Source organism: Streptomyces sp. NPDC101219 (assembly GCF_044767675.1).
Taxonomy (GTDB): domain Bacteria; phylum Actinomycetota; class Actinomycetes; order Streptomycetales; family Streptomycetaceae; genus Streptomyces.
This window is the reverse complement of sequence record NZ_JBIWOK010000018.1, coordinates 36298-52961: the sequence shown is the minus strand read 5'-3', so window position 1 is coordinate 52961 and position 16664 is coordinate 36298. Positions and strand designations below refer to the sequence as shown.

The 16664-nt window shown below is 75.0% G+C and carries 15 protein-coding genes, 1 tRNA gene and 1 pseudogene; 9 read left to right on the top strand and 8 right to left on the bottom strand.

Going from position 1 to position 16664, the window contains the following annotated elements:
* Positions 1 to 85: 85 nt before the first annotated feature.
* Positions 86 to 508, top strand: a complete 423-nt coding sequence (locus ACIRPP_RS28105; protein ID WP_403648379.1) for a DUF1992 domain-containing protein — start codon at positions 86 to 88, stop codon at positions 506 to 508.
* Here ACIRPP_RS28105 and ACIRPP_RS28100 read toward each other — a convergent pair.
* Both ACIRPP_RS28100 and ACIRPP_RS28095 read right to left on the bottom strand, forming a co-directional pair.
* Entirely contained in the window at positions 497 to 1207 is a 711-nt protein-coding gene (locus tag ACIRPP_RS28100; protein ID WP_403648377.1) for a hypothetical protein, read from the bottom strand. The two genes, ACIRPP_RS28105 and ACIRPP_RS28100, sit on opposite strands and share 12 nt — an antisense overlap.
* A gap of 3 nt (positions 1208 to 1210) precedes the next feature.
* Entirely contained in the window at positions 1211 to 1882 is a 672-nt protein-coding gene (locus tag ACIRPP_RS28095; RefSeq protein ID WP_403648374.1) for a hypothetical protein, read from the bottom strand.
* Between the two features lie 167 nt (positions 1883 to 2049).
* Here ACIRPP_RS28095 and ACIRPP_RS28090 point away from each other — a divergent pair.
* Positions 2050 to 2547 (top strand): annotated as a pseudogene (locus ACIRPP_RS28090) (GNAT family N-acetyltransferase).
* 33 nt (positions 2548 to 2580) lie between these two features.
* On the opposite strand, the gene ACIRPP_RS28085 reads toward ACIRPP_RS28090, so the two are convergent.
* Positions 2581 to 4776 carry a DHA2 family efflux MFS transporter permease subunit gene (locus ACIRPP_RS28085; protein ID WP_403648570.1) on the bottom strand — a complete coding sequence of 732 codons (2196 nt, stop codon included), beginning with the start codon at positions 4774 to 4776 and terminating at the stop codon, positions 2581 to 2583.
* Positions 4777 to 5018: 242 nt separating this feature from the next.
* Between ACIRPP_RS28085 and ACIRPP_RS28080 the strand changes: the two genes are divergently transcribed.
* Complete coding sequence (locus ACIRPP_RS28080) at positions 5019 to 6194, top strand: peptidoglycan-binding protein (RefSeq protein ID WP_403648372.1); 1176 nt, start codon at positions 5019 to 5021, stop codon at positions 6192 to 6194.
* A gap of 557 nt (positions 6195 to 6751) precedes the next feature.
* On the opposite strand, the gene ACIRPP_RS28075 is transcribed toward ACIRPP_RS28080, so the two are convergent.
* Together ACIRPP_RS28075 and ACIRPP_RS28070 are read right to left on the bottom strand one after the other, a co-directional pair.
* The gene (locus ACIRPP_RS28075) at positions 6752 to 7438 is read right to left on the bottom strand and encodes an HAD-IA family hydrolase (RefSeq protein ID WP_403648369.1); all 687 of its coding nucleotides are present in this window, start codon (positions 7436 to 7438) and stop codon (positions 6752 to 6754) included.
* Positions 7439 to 7684: 246 nt separating this feature from the next.
* The gene (locus ACIRPP_RS28070; protein WP_164349698.1) at positions 7685 to 8266 is read right to left on the bottom strand and encodes a TMEM165/GDT1 family protein; all 582 of its coding nucleotides are present in this window, start codon (positions 8264 to 8266) and stop codon (positions 7685 to 7687) included.
* Between the two features lie 401 nt (positions 8267 to 8667).
* Between ACIRPP_RS28070 and ACIRPP_RS28065 the strand changes: the two genes are divergently transcribed.
* The 3 genes from ACIRPP_RS28065 to ACIRPP_RS28055 all read left to right on the top strand — a co-directional run bounded on the left by ACIRPP_RS28065 (position 8668) and on the right by ACIRPP_RS28055 (position 11854).
* Positions 8668 to 9312, top strand: coding sequence for an HNH endonuclease family protein (locus ACIRPP_RS28065; RefSeq protein ID WP_403648366.1), 645 nt, complete (start codon positions 8668 to 8670; stop codon positions 9310 to 9312).
* Between the two features lie 69 nt (positions 9313 to 9381).
* Complete coding sequence (locus tag ACIRPP_RS28060; RefSeq protein WP_403648364.1) at positions 9382 to 11028, top strand: alkaline phosphatase D family protein; 1647 nt, start codon at positions 9382 to 9384, stop codon at positions 11026 to 11028.
* Positions 11029 to 11251: 223 nt separating this feature from the next.
* Complete coding sequence (locus ACIRPP_RS28055) at positions 11252 to 11854, top strand: DedA family protein (protein ID WP_403648361.1); 603 nt, start codon at positions 11252 to 11254, stop codon at positions 11852 to 11854.
* A gap of 81 nt (positions 11855 to 11935) precedes the next feature.
* Here the strand turns inward: ACIRPP_RS28055 and ACIRPP_RS28050 are convergent, their stop codons facing one another.
* Together ACIRPP_RS28050 and ACIRPP_RS28045 are read right to left on the bottom strand one after the other, a co-directional pair.
* Complete coding sequence (locus ACIRPP_RS28050) at positions 11936 to 12169, bottom strand: DUF2277 domain-containing protein (RefSeq protein ID WP_403648358.1); 234 nt, start codon at positions 12167 to 12169, stop codon at positions 11936 to 11938.
* A gap of 83 nt (positions 12170 to 12252) precedes the next feature.
* Complete coding sequence (locus tag ACIRPP_RS28045; protein ID WP_403648355.1) at positions 12253 to 12849, bottom strand: GNAT family N-acetyltransferase; 597 nt, start codon at positions 12847 to 12849, stop codon at positions 12253 to 12255.
* 122 nt (positions 12850 to 12971) lie between these two features.
* On the opposite strand from ACIRPP_RS28045, the gene ACIRPP_RS28040 reads away from it, so the two are divergent.
* Positions 12972 to 13334, top strand: a complete 363-nt coding sequence (locus ACIRPP_RS28040) for a hypothetical protein (RefSeq protein WP_403648352.1) — start codon at positions 12972 to 12974, stop codon at positions 13332 to 13334.
* A gap of 48 nt (positions 13335 to 13382) precedes the next feature.
* Here the strand turns inward: ACIRPP_RS28040 and ACIRPP_RS28035 are convergent.
* Positions 13383 to 13454 (bottom strand) — tRNA-Val (locus tag ACIRPP_RS28035).
* Positions 13455 to 13640: 186 nt separating this feature from the next.
* On the opposite strand from ACIRPP_RS28035, the gene ACIRPP_RS28030 reads away from it, so the two are divergent.
* The gene (locus ACIRPP_RS28030) at positions 13641 to 14477 is read left to right on the top strand and encodes a DUF4097 family beta strand repeat-containing protein (protein ID WP_403648349.1); all 837 of its coding nucleotides are present in this window, start codon (positions 13641 to 13643) and stop codon (positions 14475 to 14477) included.
* 221 nt (positions 14478 to 14698) lie between these two features.
* Positions 14699 to 16000, top strand: coding sequence for a hypothetical protein (locus tag ACIRPP_RS28025; RefSeq protein WP_403648346.1), 1302 nt, complete (start codon positions 14699 to 14701; stop codon positions 15998 to 16000).
* Positions 16001 to 16664: the final 664 nt, after the last annotated feature.

Sequence of the window (16664 nt, the reverse complement as noted above, 5' to 3'; positions counted from 1 at the left end):
AACGGCCCGGTACGGCGGCCGGTACGGCTCGCTGCCGCCGCATGATAAAACGCCCGGCCGCACGGCGTCCGGCACAATGGGTCTCATGACCGAGCGGAAGCCACCCGGCGTCGACTTCGGCACCTGGGTGGACCACCAGATCCGGGACGCCGAGCGCCGGGGGGAGTTCGCACGGCTGCCGGGCGCGGGCCGGCCGCTGCCGCCCGAGATGGAGACGGCCTACGACGAACTGTGGTGGGTGAAACGGAAGATGGCCCGCGAGGGCATCTCCGTCCTGCCGCCCGCGCTGGCCCTGCGCAAGGAGGCCGAGGACGCGCTGGAGGCGGCCCTCGCGGCGCCGTCGGAGCGGATCGTCCGGAAGATCCTCACGGAGATCAACGCCCGCATCCGCGAGATGATGTACAAGCCGCCGCCCGGCCCCCCGCTGGGCAGGAAGCCGTACGACGTCGAGGACGTCGTACGGCAGTGGCGGGAGCGCCGGGCGGACGCGGGCGGGTCAGACGTGTAGCAGCCGCTCCGCCAGCTCGCGGTAGTCCCGCAGGGCGAGGCGCAGCTGCTCGGTGTCGGTCGCCGCGGCGGCCGTGTCCGGGGCGCCGTCCGTGGTCTGCCAGGACCGGCGCAGGGTGCGCCGGCGTTCGGTCACCGCCTCCGTGAAGCGGGCGGTGAGGTCCTGCAGGACCTGGTCGGCCTCCTCGACGGCCTCCCTGGGCGCGTCGACGAACCCGGTCACGGCGTGCTGCAACTGCGCGGTGAGCGCGTCGAGGTCGCCGTGCGGCAGGAGAGGGCCGCCGGAACCGTGGTGCGGGTCGGCGGTGTGCCCGTGCCCCGCACCGGAACCGGAGCCGGAGCTCATACCGGTGCGGCCGTCGTCGAACGGGGCGGTGCCGGTGTCCGTCCGGGTGTCCGGGGCGGCGTGGCCGGGGGCCCGCCCGGTGCCGGACATCGGGTCGCCGCCGCTGGTGGCCAGCGGACCGCGGGCGTCGTCACGGAGGCCGGTGGCAGTGCCGGTGCCGGTGGCGGTGCCGTCGCCACGGAAACCGTCGCGGTCGCCGCGGAGACCGTCGTCGCGGAAACCGTCGCGGTCACCGGGGACGCCGGCCGGGTCGCCGTGGACGGGCTCGGTGCCCGGGGCGGCGGACCGCTCGCTCCGGAGGTCGTTGCCGTGCCCGGGGAATTCGTCCAGGGGCCGGCGGGTGGTGTCGGACATCGGTCAGCTCTCCTTCGCCTGGCGCCGGTGCAGCAGCGACGGCATCCGGGAGCCGCGTGCCGCCGGGGCCCGGTGTTCGCCGTCGTGGGCGGCACGGTGACGTCCGCCGTCGTGCCGGGAGGTGCGCACCAGCTCGTCGAACAGCGCGCGGGCGTCGACCATGGCCTCGCGCAGTTCCTCGGTGCCGGCGCCGCCGTCGTGCGCGCCGTGGGCGCGGGCCTGCGCCACCCGGTGCACGCGCCGGTAGCCCTCGACGTGGTGGGCGTGGTGCACGGACAGCGCGGCGAGCTGCTCCTCGTACTGGCCGCCGTCCGGGAAGCCCCGGGCCCCGGCGAGTTCGGCGAGCAGCCGGTCCGCCTCGGCCACCGCGTCGCCCGGCGAGTCGACGAACCGCTCCTGCGCGGCCGTCCAACGCGCCTCGTACTGCTCCCGCTCGGCGGGTTCGAGCGGCCGTGCCCGCAGATCGCCGTGGCGCTCCACGCGCCCGGCCAGTTCCCGCTCGGCCGCCTTCGTGTCCCCGTCGTGCCGGGCCACCGCCCGGTCGTACTCCGGGCCGAAGCGCCGCTTCAGGCCGACACCGTGCCGGGATCCGCGGGAGCGCTGCATCAGCAGGGCCGCGGCGACGGCGACGACCGCAACAATCACGATCAACGCAATGATCAGGCCAGTGGACATGAATGCCTTCCGGGTTTGCCGTCCCAACCGGCACTCCTCGCGAGCCGGTTCTCACTGCGGGTGTCCCGAAGGTCCGCCCACAAACCGGGCCGCGGTGCGGGACGCGGGCGGCGGGGTCGCCCGCTATTCGCTTGCGCGCCCCGGCGCGTCACTCCGACGATGCGGGGATGAGCTGGACCGTCGCACCCGAACCGCACGACTCCCCGGACGCCCTCGCCCTCTGGCGGGCGTACTACACCGAGGTCAGCGACCGCTGGTACCTGCTGCACGAGGGACGCCGCACCGATCCCGGGGAGTTGGAGCGGGAGATCGCCGCCGTGCCGGGCACCGATCTCGCCCCGCCGCGGGGACGGCTGCTGGTCGGCCGGTACGCGGGCGAGGCGGCCGGCAGCGCCGGCTTCCGCCTGCTCGGGGACGGCTCGACCGCCGAACTCACCCGGGTGTTCGTGCGCGGGCACCGGCGCGGCACCGGCGGGGCCGTGCTGCTGGTGCGGGCCGCCGAGGAGGCGGCGCGGGCGGCCGGCGCCGTGCGGATGGTGCTGGACCACCCGGGGCGATCTCGTCGAGGCCCGCGCGCTGTACGCGCGCCTCGGGGTACGCGGAGACCGCGCCGCACAACGCCGAAGCCCACCGCCGACCACTGGTTCGCGAAGACGCTCGGCTGACGGCCGGACACCGCCCCGCCGCCGCCCGGGCCGTCACGGCGTCCGCGTCACCGCCCGTTCGTCGTGCGGGCGTTCGTCGGTGGAACCGCACAGCTCGTCGGTGAGTTCGTGCACCAGCTGCACCAGGTCGGTCGGGCGGTCGGGCCCCCACCAGTCACCGAGGAGCTCGGCGAGGGACTCCTCGCGGGCCCGGGCCAGCCGCTCGGCGGCCTGCCGTCCCTCGTCGGTGAGGACGAGACCGAGGCCCCGGCGGACGGCGAGGCGCCGCACCTCAGCCTGGCGGGCGGCCTCGATGACCACGTCGAGGGGGACGGGGCTGCGTTCGGCGAGCAGGGCCGGTTCCACCTCGCCGTGCCGGCGGATCCGCAGCAGCAGCCAGCTCGTCGCGGGCAGCAGGTCGTAGCCCGCGCGGTCGGTGATGCTGCGGTAGATCTCGCGCCGCCCCTCCCGGGTGCCGAGCAGGGACAGCGAGCGGTACACCTCGTCGTACGACGACCGGTGCACGGGGTTGCTGGCCAGCGTCTCGGTGCCGTCGGGGGCGGTGACCGAGGCGCGCAGCCGGTCCTCCTTGAGGAACCAGGCGAGGACGAAGCCGACGAGGGCGACCGGGGCCGCGTACAGGAAGACGTCGGTGATGGCGGTGCTGTAGGCGTCCACCGCGGCGGGCCGCAGGGCGGCGGGAAGGGTCTCGATGCCGCGCGGGTCGGCCTCCAGCCCCTCCGCCGTGACCCCGGGCGGCAGACTGACGCCCCGGAAGGCGTCGAGCAGCTTGTCGTCGAGGCGCCCGGCGAAGATCGTGCCGAAGATGGCGACGCCGAACGAGGCGCCGATGGAGCGGAAGAAGGTCGCGCCGGAGGTGGCGACCCCGAGGTCCTGGTAGGAGACGGCGTTCTGCACGATCAGCACCAGGACCTGCATCACCAGGCCGAGTCCGATGCCGAAGACGAAGAAGAAGGAGCTCATCACGGCGGTGCTGCTGTCCGGGCGCAGCTGGTGGAGCAACAGCAGTCCGAGCGTGGTGACGGCGGTGCCGGCGAGGGGGAAGACCTTCCAGCGGCCGGTACGGCTGACGATCTGACCGGAGCCGGTGGAGGCCAGCAGCATGCCCGCCACCATCGGCAGCATGTACACGCCGGAGGTGGTAGGGCTGACGCCCTTGACCACCTGGAGGAACGTCGGCAGGTAGGTCATCGCGCCGAACATGGCGAAGCCGATGATGAAGCTGATGACGGCGGCGAGCGTGAAGGTGCGGATGCCGAACAGCTTCAGCGGCAGCACCGGTTCCACGGCCCGGCGTTCCACGGCCACGAAGGCGACGGCGAGGCCGACGCCCAGCACGGCCAGGCCGATGATCTGCGGCGAGCCCCAGCCCCAGGTGGTGCCGCCGAGGGAGGCGACGAGGACGAGGCAGGTGGCGACGGAGGCGATGAGGAAGGTGCCGAGGTAGTCGATGACGTGCCGGGAGGACCTGCCGGGCAGGTGCAGCACCGTCGCGATGACGGCGAGGGCGACGATCCCGACCGGCACATTGACGTAGAACACCCAGCGCCAGCTCAGGTGTTCGGTGAGCAGTCCGCCGAGCAGCGGGCCGAGCACGCTGGTGGTGCCGAAGACCGCGCCGAACAGGCCCTGGTAGCGCCCGCGTTCGCGGGGCGGGACGAGGTCGCCGACGATCGCCATGGACAGCACGATCAGCCCGCCGCCGCCCAGTCCCTGGAGAGCGCGGTAGCCGATCAGCTGCGCCATGTCCTGGGCCGCACCGCACAGCACGGAGCCCATCAGGAAGATCACGATGGCGATCTGGAACAGCTTCTTGCGCCCGTACTGGTCGCCCAGCTTGCCCCACAGGGGGGTCGCGGCGGTCGAGGCCAGCAGATAGGCGGTGACGACCCAGGACAGGTGCTCCAGGCCGCCCAGGTCGCTGACGATGGTGGGCAGCGCGGTGGCGACGATGGTCTGATCGAGTGCGGCGAGCAGCAGGCCGAGGAGCAGGGCGCCGATCGGCAGGACGATGCTGCCGGACACGCGTTCGGGTGCCTCGGCGTTCCCCGGGGGCGCTCCCCCGGGCACGCGCGGTGGGGACCCGGCGCCCGCGCCGGAGTCCGCCGGCGGACCACCGGCCGTGGCCGTCGACCAAGGCCCGGCGGCGGCACCCGGCGCCCGCCCGGCGCCGGGTGCGGGCTGCGCGCGGCCCGCGTCGTGGGTCGATCCGTGCGCGTCCCCGGCCATGCAGCCCTCCACAGATTCCGGCTCTTCCTCCCCCATCGTGATCGGTATGGCCCGTTATGGCCTGTTGAGTCCTGCCGGAAGCCTGCATTCCGGGGGCTTGGGGTCGGGAGTGTGGAGATGATCTGCATAATCTCTGGAGTTCGTGAGGGGAGGGCTGACGCGTGGACCGACCGACGGGAACCCCGTGCCCGGAGTGCGGAGCGCCCAGGAACCGGGACAACACTCCTTCCTGCGTCTGCACCGTGCGCGCCGCCGACGCCCTGCGCGACGCCCGGACGGCCGAGGCCGCGGCGGCCGAGGACTTCGACCCGCTGCGCATCCGGCCGTACGTCGAACTGGACGGCACGGCCGGTGAGGTGACGCCGGACGAGGCGGCGGGTCGGGCGGCGGGCGAGGACACGACGGGGCCGGCGGACGCGACGATGACTCTGCGCGCCGTCACCCCGGAGGCCGCCGCCGCGGGCCGGACGCCCGGCCGGGCGGGCCCGCCCGGGCCACCCGACCCGTCCGGGGCACCCGGTCCGTCCGGGACACCCGGTCCATCCGGGACACCCGGTCCATCCGGGACACCCGGTCCGTCCGGGACACCCGGTCCGTCCGGGGCACCCGGTCCGGCGGGGGCCTCTGACGCCACGTCCGTGCTCCCCACTCCGCTCGCCCCGCCCACGTCCGAGCCGAGCGCCACCGACCTGCACCTGTTCGAGGGACCGCACCCGGCCGACGGGACGGACGGCGCCCCCGCCCCGGCCGCGGCGGACGGTGCCCCCGCCGCCACCGCCGGGCCGGGCAGGCGCCGCCGCACGGCACTGCTCTCGGCCGCCGGGGCGGTGGTGCTGGTGATCGGCGCGGCCGGCTGGGCCAGCGGTCTGTTCGCCTACGAGACGCCGTCCCGGGACGGGGCGCTGCCGGACGACGTCCGGGCGAGCGTGCCGGACGCCACCCCCTCCTCGCCGCCCTCGTCGGCGCCGGCGGCCGGTCCGTCCACGGCACCGTCGGCGAGCGCCTCGTCCTCCGCCTCCCCGTCCGACAGCGCGAGCCCCTCGGCCTCGCCGTCCCCCTCGGAATCGGCGTCCGCCGACGCGTCGGCGAGCCCGTCCCCGCCGGAGACGGAACCGTCCGCGAGCCCGTCGGCCGCCACCCCGGGGGAGGCCGCGCCCGGAGATGGGGACGGAGACGGGGACGGAGGCGACGTCACCGCCCCGGTGCTGCGACGCGGCGACCGGGGCCCCGAGGTGGTGGAACTCCAGCTGCGGCTGCGGCAGTTGTTCCTGTACAACGACGAGATCCACGGCCAGTTCAACCGCCGCGTCGAGGACGCCCTGCGCACCTACCAGTGGGCCCGCGGCCTCCGCGGCGAGATGGGCACGTACGGCCCGCAGACGCGCACCCGGCTGGAGTCGGAGACGCGGCAGCCGTAACGCCGGGAGCGGCGGCCGCCAGAGCGGAGAGCGGCAGCCGTAACGCCGGAGAGCGACAGCCGGAGCGCGGGCGGCCGGAGCGCCTGAACCGCGGGCGGTCGGGCGCGGACGCGACGGACCCGGCGGCCGGAACGCGGAGCCGTGACGGCGCACCGGAGAGCGGCGGGCCTATGGCCGGAGCGACTGAACCGCGGGCGGTCGGGCGCGGACGCGACGGACCCGGCCATCGGGACGCGGCGCGTGTGACGGCCGGATCCTTGCGTGGCGCCGTGCTGGCCGGATCCACGCCTCGCCGTGGTCACGGCCGTCGCCGTCGGCGGGGAGGCCCCGGCCGGGCCCCGAGGGGGTCAGCCGGCGGGGCGGCCCCACCACCGGAGAGCAGGCGGCCGGAGCGCCGGGACCGCGGGCGGTCGGGCGCGGACGCGACAGACCCGGCCGTCGTCGGTGGGATCCGCTGGTGCTGTCAGGACGCGGCGCCGTGACGGTCCGGATCCACGCCTCGCCGTGGTCACGGCCGTCGCCGTCGGTGGGGAGGCCCCGGCCGGGCCCCGAGGGGGTCAGCCGGCGGTGTCCGTCCGGCCGGTGGGCGCGACGTGCAGCGAGAGGGTGCCGTCAGCGGCCGCCTCCACCCGTACGCCGGTGAGGTCGCGCACCGCGACGTCCGGGTCGAGGAGGGCGGCCCGGGAGCCGACGCCCACGACCCGCATCCCGGCGGCGCGGCCGGCGGCGATGCCCGCGGCGGAGTCCTCGAAGACGACGCAGTCGGCGGGGTCGACGCCCAGTTCCGCCGCGCCCTTGAGGAAGCCCTCGGGGTGCGGCTTGCTCGCGCCGACGGACTCCGCGGTCACCCGGACGTCGGGCAGGGCGAGCCCGGCGGCCGCCATCCGGGCGGTGGACAGGGGGACGTCGGCGGAGGTCACCAGGGCGTGCGGAAGGCCGGACAGGGAGGCGAGGAAGGCGCCCGCGCCGGGGACCTCGACGACGCCCTCGGTGTCGGCGGTCTCCTCGGCGAGCATGCGCGCATTGTCGGCGTGGTTCTGCGCCATGGGCCTGCCGGGGAGCAGCAGCGCCATGGAGGCGTAGCCCTGGCGGCCGTGGACGACCTTCATGACCTCGTCCCCGTCGAGTCCGTGCCGTCCGGCCCAGCGCCGCCAGACGCGCTCCACCGAGGCGTCGGAGTTGACCAGGGTGCCGTCCATGTCGAGCAGGAGGGCGCGGGCGGTGAGCACGAGGGGGGCCGTCATCGGCAGCTCCAGAGGAACGCGGGCCGGACTCCGGGCGGGGACGGACCGGGCCCCGGCGAGGGCTGGGGAACAAGGCGGCCCCGCCCGCCGGTCAGGGAAAACGGGCGGGAGCCACTTTGTTTATCCACGGTACAAAATAATCGGTGCGCCTGCCACCGGCTTCACCGTCCGTTCCCCGGACGTTCACCTCGGGCCCGGCGCACCCGCCCCCGAGGGTCAGGGCGCCGGTCACCCCCGTGAGCCGGCTCACGCCGTCGCCGCCTCCCACAGGCTCCACACGCCGAGGCCCAGCATCAGCAGGGCCGCGATCCTGGTGATCAGCCGCAGCGGCACCCGCTTCATCAGCGCCTTGCCGCCGAGGATGCCCAGTCCGGCCACGGACCACAGGGCCAGCACGGCACCGAGGCCGACGGACAGCGGGTCGTCGTAGCGGGCGGCGAGGTTGGCGGTCATGATCTGGGTGAGGTCGCCGAACTCGGCGACCAGGATCAGCATGAAGCCCGCGCCGGACACCTTCCAGAAGGACTGGTCCTCCGGCTTGCGGACCTCCTCCTCGTCGTCGTCCTTGCGGAAGGTGAGCACCGCCGCGCCGCCCAGGAAGAGCAGGCCCGTGATCACCTGCACGAGCTGCTGCGGCAGCAGCGTGAGCACGCTGCCGGCGGCCACCGCGAGCACCACGTGCAGCGCGAAGGCGGCGGCGACACCGGCGAAGACGTAGGAGGCGCGGTAGCGGGTGCCGAGGACGAGTCCGGCGAGCGCCGTCTTGTCGGGCAGCTCGGCGAGGAAGACGACGCCGAAGACGACGGCCGTCACGGTCAGGCTGATCAACGGTTCCTCAATCGGTCGGGACTGCCCCGCCGAGAGTGCTGTGCGTTTCCACGGGACACCTCGGCACGGCAGTACACACGGCACCCGTGCCGTGCGGCACGGGTATGCACTGCATGCCGAAGGTCTCGCCGGCCGACCGCGCGGTCACGCGGTCCGCCTCCGGGCGCCGGCTCAGCGGGCTGAGCAGTATGTCGACGGTCCGGCGTAGGGCTACTCCCCTTCTGCGCCTCCCAGCGTACGCCACGCCCCGTCCGGACATCGACGCGGAAGTTTCACGTCTCAACCATAGACATGTCATGAGCGCGTCATTAGCTTCTCACCGGGCCCACTCCTCCGCGCAACCCGGCGTCGCGAGCATTCCCCTGCTCGCTTCAACGCTCGCACCCCACAAGGGAGTTCGCATGTCCCAGGTCTACGCGCGTCGACGGCTCGGCACCGTCGCGGCGCTCACCGCGCTCATAGCCTCGGCCGGACTGTTCAACGGCCCGGTCGCCTCCGCCGCCGTCCCCACCCCGGTCAGCGCCGCCACCGCCCGCGGCTACCTCTCCTCCCTGAAGGTCACCCCCGAGGACCGCACCGGCTACAACCGCGACCTCTTCCCGCACTGGATCACGATCAGCGGCACCTGCAACACCCGCGAGACGGTCCTCAAGCGCGACGGCACCAACGTCGTCACCAACTCCTCGTGCGCCGCGACCAGCGGCCGCTGGTACTCCCCCTACGACGGCGCGACCTGGTCCGCCGCCTCCGACGTCGACATCGACCACGTGGTGCCGCTCGCCGAGGCGTGGGACTCCGGCGCCGACGCGTGGTCCACCTCCCGGCGCCAGTCCTTCGCCAACGACCTGACCCGCCCGCAGCTGATCGCCGTCACCGACAACGTCAACCAGTCCAAGGGCGACCAGGACCCGGCCACCTGGATGCCCTCCCGCACCGCCTACCGCTGCACCTACGCGCGCGCCTGGGTCCAGGTGAAGTACTACTACGGCCTGTCCGTCGACTCCGCCGAGAAGTCCGCCCTCCAGGGACACCTCGCGAACTGCTGACCGCCGGGTTCTCGCCGCCGGCCTCCGTCGCTGCGTACCGTACGGGGCGACGGAGGAAGGGGTCACCACATGGCCGGACTGCGGCTCGGACCACTGCTGCGCCACGTCGACGGCTCGTCCGCGACCGTCTGGGCCGAGACGAGCCGCCCGGGCACCGCCGAGGTGCGCTGCGCGGACGGGTCCGGCGGCCGGGCGGGCACCTTTCAGATCGCCGGTCACCACTACGCCCTCGTCGAGGTGACGGGGCTGACCCCGGGCACGGTCACGCCGTACGAGGTGTATCTCGACGGCACCCGCGTCTGGCCGCTGCCCGACGCCCCCTTCGACACCCTGCCGCCCTCGGTGATCGCCACCCCCGGGCCGGCCGACGACACGCGCGTCGCCTTCGGCTCCTGCCGCTGGGCCTCCCCGCCCACCGGCGAACACGACCCCGTCGGCCCCGACGCGCTGGACGCCCTCGCCGCCCGCATCGCGGCCGACCCGGGCGGCGAACGGCCCGACGTGCTGCTCCTGCTGGGCGACCAGGTGTACGCCGACGAGACCTCCGAGGCCACCCGCGCCTGGCTCGCCGCCCGCCGCGACCTGAGCGAGGCCCCGGGCAGCCAGGTGGCGGACTACGAGGAGTACACCCACCTCTACTACGAGTCCTGGCTCGACCCGAAGGTGCGCTGGCTGCTGTCCACCGTCCCCACCTGCATGATCTTCGACGACCACGACGTGATCGACGACTGGAACACCTCGGCCGCCTGGGTCGAGGACATGCGCGCCACGTCGTGGTGGCGGGAGCGGGTGCTCAGCGGCCTGATGTCGTACTGGGTGTACCAGCACCTGGGCAACCTCTCGCCGCGCGAGCTGGCCGCCGACCCCGTCTACGCGGCCGTGCGGGAGAACCCGGACGGCACCGACGTGCTCCGCGCCTTCGCCTCCGACGCCGAGGCCGACGCGACGACCGTCCGCTGGAGCTACCGGCGCGACCTCGGACGGGTCCGGCTGCTGATGGTGGACAGCCGCGCGGCCCGGGTCCTGGCGGAGGACGAGCGGTCGATGCTCGACCCGGGCGAGGCCGCCTGGCTGCGCGAGCAGGCCCTCGACGACCGGGGATCCTGCGACCACCTGCTCATCGGCACGTCCCTGCCCTGGCTGCTGCCGCACCTGGTGCACGACGTGGAGGCGTGGAACTCCGTGCTGTGCCGGGGCGACAAGGGGCCGCGCTGGGCACGGCTCGGGGAGAAGCTGCGGCGGGCGGCGGACCTGGAGCACTGGGCGGCGTTCCCGGAGTCCTTCGCCGGCCTCGGCGAGCTGATCGCGGAGGCGGGCAGCGGCCCGGACGCGCCCGCCACGGTGTGTGTGCTGTCCGGGGACGTCCACCACGCCTACGTCGCCGAGCCCGCCTGGCGCGGACGGCGCGCCCCGGACGCGCACGTGGTGCAGCTGACCTGCTCCCCGGTCCACAACTCCGTCCCGCTGTCGATCAAGCTCGGCTTCCGCTTCGGCTGGAGCCGCACGGCCCGGCTGTTGGGCCGGCTCTTCGCCCGGCACGGCGGCTGCGGACGCCCGCCGGTGTCCTGGCGCCGCACGGGCGGCCCCTGGTTCGGCAACCAGCTCATGACCCTGACGGCCCGGGGACGCGCGGCGACCCTGCGCCTGGAACACGCCCGCACCTCGGAGGCGGGCCCCCGCCTCGGGACGATCATGGAGACGGACCTCGGCCGCTGACTGCTCCACCGCACCGGCACACGGGGGCACACGGGGCGGGCACACGGGCACACGGGGCGGGCACACCGGCGCTACCGAACGGCGGAACCCCCCGTGACCTTCCCGTCACCCGCCCGGCGTACGCTGTATGGCTGTCTGTCATCGGCCACTCCTGCCACTCCTGCCGCTCCCACCGCGACAGCGCGGCACGGGCTGGCCCCACGGGGGAGCCACGGGAGTTCGGGTGGAGAGTTTCGGGTCGCTGATCGGCAGCCCATGGATCTACGCGGTGGTGGCTCTGTCGGTACTGCTCGACGTGTTCCTGCCGGTGCTGCCCAGCGGGGTCCTGGTGATCACGGCGGCCACGGCAGCGGCGGCGGGCACCGCGACCGACGTGCCCGACATCCTGGCGCTGACCCTCTGCGCGGCGACCGCCTCCGTCCTGGGCGACCTGGTCGCCTACCGCCTCGCCTGGCGCGGCGGCGCCCGGTTCGACCGGGCCATCGCCCGGTCCCGGCGGCTCACCGGCGCGCAGGAACGTCTCGGCGCGGCGCTGGCCCGGGGCGGCGGCGCGCTCGTCATCCTGGCCCGCTTCGCCCCGGCGGGCCGCTCCCTCGTCTCGCTCGGGGCGGGCGCCGCCCGCCGCAGGGCACGGGAGTTCCTCCCCTGGTCGGCCCTGGCCGGGCTGTTCTGGGCCGGGTACAGCGTGGCGCTCGGCTACTTCGGCGCCCAGTGGCTGGGGGCCACCTGGCTGGCGACGGCGGTGTCCGTGGGCGCGCTGTTCGCGGCGGGCGCGGGCGCCGGCTACCTGATGCGCAGGCGTCCGCGGGTGACGGAGGTCTCCTAGCGGGCCACGGAGGCTTTCCAGCGGACGGCGGGCGTCTCCCAGCGGACGACTGAGGTCTCCTGGAGCGTCGGCCGGGAGACCCTAGCTCGCGGCCTGCCGGGCGGGCGCGCCGCGCACCTCCAGGTTGTCCAGCAGGTCGGCGGTGGCCGCGGCGACGGCCTCCACGGCGCGGTCGAACACCTCACGGTTGTGGGCGGCGGGCGCCCGGAAGCCGGACACCTTCCGTACGTACTGCAGGGCGGCGGCGCGGATCTCCTCCTCCGTGGCCTCCTCGGGCTGGGCGGGCGGACGCAGGGTCTTGATACTCCGGCACATGTCCCCAGTCTCGCCCCGCGCCCCCGCCCCGCACCAGCGCCCGCCGGGCGCCGCCCTCCGCTCGTCACTCGCCGCTCGCCGGGTCATTCCTCGTCGGGGTCCGCCTCCAGGTCCACCCGCCAGTCGTTGGAGACGACCGGGTGTCCCTTCGGGTACTCGAAGGCGACCTCGCCGAGCAGGGTGAAGCCCGCCTTGCGGCACACCGCGTTCGACGCCTGGTGGGAGGTCTTGGGGAAGGCGTGCAGGTAGCGGTGGCGGCCGGCGGCGCGGGCGGCGCCGATCACCGCGCGGGCGGCCCGCGAGGCCAGGCCCCGGCCCTGGAACTCGGGCAGGACGGCCCAGCCGGTCTCCCAGACCGCCTCGCCCCTCCACTCCCGCTCCCAGAAACCGATGGTGCCGACGGTCTGCCCGTCGCCCTCCAGCGTGACCCGGTACATCCGTCCCGACTCCAGGCCGAGGTACCTCCGGTGCCGGGCGAGCAGCTTCTCCTCGCTCTCCGGCCCGCCCAGGTGCGCGGTCATCTCGGGAGTGTTGTTGCGCCGCAGCAGCCAGAGGTCGTCCTCCGCCCACGGCACCAGCAGCACCGCCACTCCCCCGGTGCCGGCCCCCGCGGCCGTCGTGCCGGCCGACCCGTCCCGCCCCTCGTTCCCGCCCCTGGCGTCCCCACCCACGATGTCCATGACGATCACCGTACGACCGGGTGCGCGCAAAGGCTCGGGCGGGCTGCTCACGATCGGGTGAACCTCGCGGTGGAACCTCCGGTAACACGCCCCCCAAAATCGAACAGGAGTATCATTGGGCTGTGGCTGCGACCTATGATTTCCCCAGTGACCTCCTCGCCGGTCAGGAGGAACTGCATCAGGTCCGGGCCGAGTTGTCGGCCCTGCTGAAGCGCCTCCCCTGGTCGGTCGAGCCCCTCGACGGCTTCAGCGACGACACCGGCTGGCGCCAGGTCGAACGCCCCGCCTCGCCCGGCTGGAGCGAGGACGAACAGGCCGAGGTGGAGAAGCTGCGGCGACGCGAACACGAGCTCGCGGTCTTCGTCAGCACCCACCGGTACTGGGCCGGACTCACCGGCGCCGACCGTGTGCGCGCCCGCTCGGAGCTGAAGCACGCGGACCCGCGGGGCGGCGGCACGGCCGGCGCTGACCCCGGCACGTCATGACGACGGCGGGGCCCCGGAGATCGCTCCGGGGCCCCGCCGTCGTACCGGTGGGCGCGGACGGTTTCGAACCGCCGACATCCTGCTTGTAAGGCAGGCGCTCTACCCCTGAGCTACGCACCCGTGACCAGGGGCATGACCCCGGTCGAGTCGACAGCCTACATGGCCCGGCACGCGCCCCGGCAAACCCCGTACGGGGGTTCTCCCCACCCCCGATACGGGAGCGGCCCGCATCCCCCGGGAGGCCGACGATCCCTACGGTCGTAGTGCGCCGAGGAGCGCCACCGTCCGTCCCAGGGGGAGACCGTCATGACCCGCCCGACCCGCCCGATCCGCCCGCGCCCCGCCGGCACCACCGGCACCGCTCCCCGCCCGGTGCGCCGCGCCGCGCGAACCCGGACCGCTGCGGTCGCCGGGGCCGTCGCGGTGCTCGTCGCGGGACTGAGCGGCTGCGGGGCGTCGGCCGCCGACGACCGGCATCCCGAACGCCGGTCCTTCGCCCTGGCGGGCTCCACGCTCACCGTGGACACCGACGACACCGCCCTGGAGATCGTCGCCGCCGACAGCCATGCGTCGGGGAAGATCCGGGTCACCCGGTGGTTCCAGGGGCGGGTCGCGATCGGCTCGGACCCCGAGGTCACCTGGTCCATGAAGGACGACCGCCTGATGCTGCGCCTGAAGTGCTCCGGCATCGTGGCCGACTGCGCCGCCCGGCACCGCGTCGAGGTGCCCCGCGGCATCGCCGTGAAGGTCGACAACGACACCGGCAGCGTGCGCGCCAGCGGCTTCCGGCACCCCCTGACCATCCGCTCCGGGGACGGTTCGGTACGCGTCACCGACACCTCCGGGCCGGTGGACCTGCGCACCGGCGACGGTTCGCTGCGGGCCGAGGTCGCCTCCCGCACGGTGCGCACCCGCTCCGGCGACGGCTCCGTCCACCTCACGCTGAGCGCCGTGCCCGACCGGGTGGAGTCCCGCAGCGGCGACGGCTCCGTGACCATCGAACTGCCCCGCGCCGCCTACCGGGTGGACACCAGGACCGGCGACGGCGCCGAGCGGGTGTCCGTGCCGCGCGACGACGCCAGCGCGCATGTGGTGACCGCCCGCACCGGCGACGGAAGTCTCACCGTGCGCACAGTGAACTGACCGGCCCGTGTGTTCGTCCTTCACCGGTGGGACAATGACACCGGGCCGGGCGAACGACGATACGGGAGAGGGATGTGACGGCGACATCAGCGCAGCCGCACTCGCCGTCGATGCCATGCGTGCCGGGCACGCGTGGCGCCGTACCTCCTCCCCCACCGGCGGTGCCGCCCGCTCCGCGGGCCCGTGCGCGCCGGTCCGGCGGCCCGCTCGGGGACGTGCTCATGCTGGCGGCGCTGCCGCTGGTCGCCGTGCTGACCCTGCCCGCCGCCTTCACGGGCGGCGGCACCCGGCGCTGGTTCGGCGGGCGGGCGGAGAGCCAGCGGGCCGAGGCCCAGGCCGCCAAGGACGCCGCGGCCGCCGCCTTCTACGACCTCGACACCGCCCAGCGCGACCTGCGGATCTCCATCGAGACGATCGTCGCGGTCGACTCCTCCCCCGCGGCCCGCAAGGCCGTCGCCGACTTCGAGGCGATCGGCCGCCGCATCGACGAGGCCAGTCACCACTACATCGCGGCCGTCGACGCCCACGACCTCGACCGCGACGACCTGGAGGCGTCCGCGGCCTCCCGCGCCCGCACCGAACTGACCGCCGCCAAGGACGAACTGGGCCGGGTCAAGCACGAGCTGGACCGATTCACCGCGGGCCTCGGCCCGCTGCTCGACAAGGCGGAGACCCAGCTGGCCCGCCTCGCGCCGGCCGTGGAGCGCGCCCGGCAAGCCCTGCTCGCCGCCTCCCAGGCCCTCGACGCCACCCGCGGCACCGGGCTGAAGGCCGACGACCTCGCGGCCCGGCTCGCCGCCCTGTCCCCGGAGCTGACCGCGCTGAACCAGGGCGCCGGGCAGCACGGGGTGCCGCAGACCCTGGAGCGCGCCGCACGCGTCACCCGGGAGGCGGAGGCCGTCCGCGCCGAGGCGGAGCGGCTGCCGGAGCGGGCCGCCGAGATCGACCGCCGGCTGGTCTCCCTGCGCACCCGCGCCCAGGCCCTCACCACCCGCTCCGAACAGGTCGACCCCGTGCTCAGCGAGCTGCGCCGCCGCTTCACCGTCGCCTGCTGGCAGGACCTCCAGCGGGTCCCCGAGATCGCCACGGAGAACGTCCGGCAGGCCGAGGCCAAGCTGGCCGAGGCCCGCACCGCCCGGCAGGAACAGCGCTGGGCGGACGCCACGGCCCTGCTGTCGACGGTGCGGGCCCTGCTGAACACCACCGACGAGGCCGTGTCCGCCGCCGGCGACCGGCTGCAGCAGCTGAACGCGGTGCAGAAGGACCCCGAGCAGGAGATCGAACGCACCCGCTTCGCCATCCGCGACGCCCAGCGGCTCGCGATGGCCGGCCGCCAGACCCCCGACCCTCGGCACGCCCGCCCCCTCGACGACGCGGTCGCCCGCCTGGAACGCGCGATCGGCACCCTGGAGGGCCGGCATCCCGACTACTGGCACTTCCTGACGGAGACGGACGCCGTCCGGCAGACGGTGGCCCGGGTGGTGTCCCACATCCGCGAGGAACGCGGCGCCGGCGCGACGTGACGGCGGGTCCCCCGCCGGCTCTGTGACGGGCCCGAACCCCACCGGCCGGGCGGAGGCGCCCCCTCCGCCCGTCGTGCGACGTCCCGCCCCGCCGGCCCGCGGCGCTCCACGCCACCACCGGCCCCGCGACGACCTGCGCCGCCGCCGGGCACCTGACGACCTGCGCGTTGTGCCGCCTGGCACCTGACGGGGTGTGCCGGCACCGGCCCGGTGACGCGTCCGCGCTCCGCCGGGGACCTGACGGGCTGTGCCACCGCCGGCCCCGTGAACAGTCCGTGGCCCCGCCCCACATTCGGCGCGGCGCGCCGCTGCACCCGGCACAGGACGGCCCGCTTCTCCGTCCCGCGCAGGACGGCCCGCACCACCGCCGGCCCGGTGACGCGTCCGCGCCACGCCGGTCACCTGGCGGCCTGTGCCCCGACCGGCCACGCGACAAGTCCATGCCCCCTCCGGGAACCCGACCCCGCGGGCCCCCGCCGCCCAGGCGCGCCGCCCCGGTGGCGGGCCGGCCCGTAGCCGTGCGGACGCGCGCCTCCGCCCCGCTGCACCCGGCACAGGACCGCCCGTTTCTCCGTCCCGCGCAGGACGGCCCGCACCACCGCCGGCCCGGTGACGCGTCCGCGCCACGCCGGTCACCTGGCGGCCTGTGCCCCGACCGGCCACG

Excerpts from the sequence above, each read along its gene's own strand:
- ACIRPP_RS28045 (WP_403648355.1), bottom strand. The coding sequence starts at position 12,849 with ATGGACATCGTGGGTGGGGACGCCAGGGGCGGGAACGAGGGGCGGGAC.
- ACIRPP_RS28025 (WP_403648346.1), top strand. The coding sequence starts at position 14,699 with ATGCTGGCGGCGCTGCCGCTGGTCGCCGTGCTGACCCTGCCCGCCGCC.
- ACIRPP_RS28105 (WP_403648379.1), top strand. The coding sequence starts at position 86 with ATGACCGAGCGGAAGCCACCCGGCGTCGACTTCGGCACCTGGGTGGAC.
- ACIRPP_RS28060 (WP_403648364.1), top strand. The coding sequence starts at position 9,382 with ATGGCCGGACTGCGGCTCGGACCACTGCTGCGCCACGTCGACGGCTCG.
- ACIRPP_RS28065 (WP_403648366.1), top strand. The coding sequence starts at position 8,668 with ATGTCCCAGGTCTACGCGCGTCGACGGCTCGGCACCGTCGCGGCGCTC.
- ACIRPP_RS28100 (WP_403648377.1), bottom strand. The coding sequence starts at position 1,207 with ATGTCCGACACCACCCGCCGGCCCCTGGACGAATTCCCCGGGCACGGC.
- ACIRPP_RS28050 (WP_403648358.1), bottom strand. The coding sequence starts at position 12,169 with ATGTGCCGGAGTATCAAGACCCTGCGTCCGCCCGCCCAGCCCGAGGAG.
- ACIRPP_RS28095 (WP_403648374.1), bottom strand. The coding sequence starts at position 1,882 with ATGTCCACTGGCCTGATCATTGCGTTGATCGTGATTGTTGCGGTCGTC.
- ACIRPP_RS28030 (WP_403648349.1), top strand. The coding sequence starts at position 13,641 with ATGACCCGCCCGACCCGCCCGATCCGCCCGCGCCCCGCCGGCACCACC.
- ACIRPP_RS28075 (WP_403648369.1), bottom strand. The coding sequence starts at position 7,438 with ATGACGGCCCCCCTCGTGCTCACCGCCCGCGCCCTCCTGCTCGACATG.
- ACIRPP_RS28085 (WP_403648570.1), bottom strand. The coding sequence starts at position 4,776 with ATGGCCGGGGACGCGCACGGATCGACCCACGACGCGGGCCGCGCGCAG.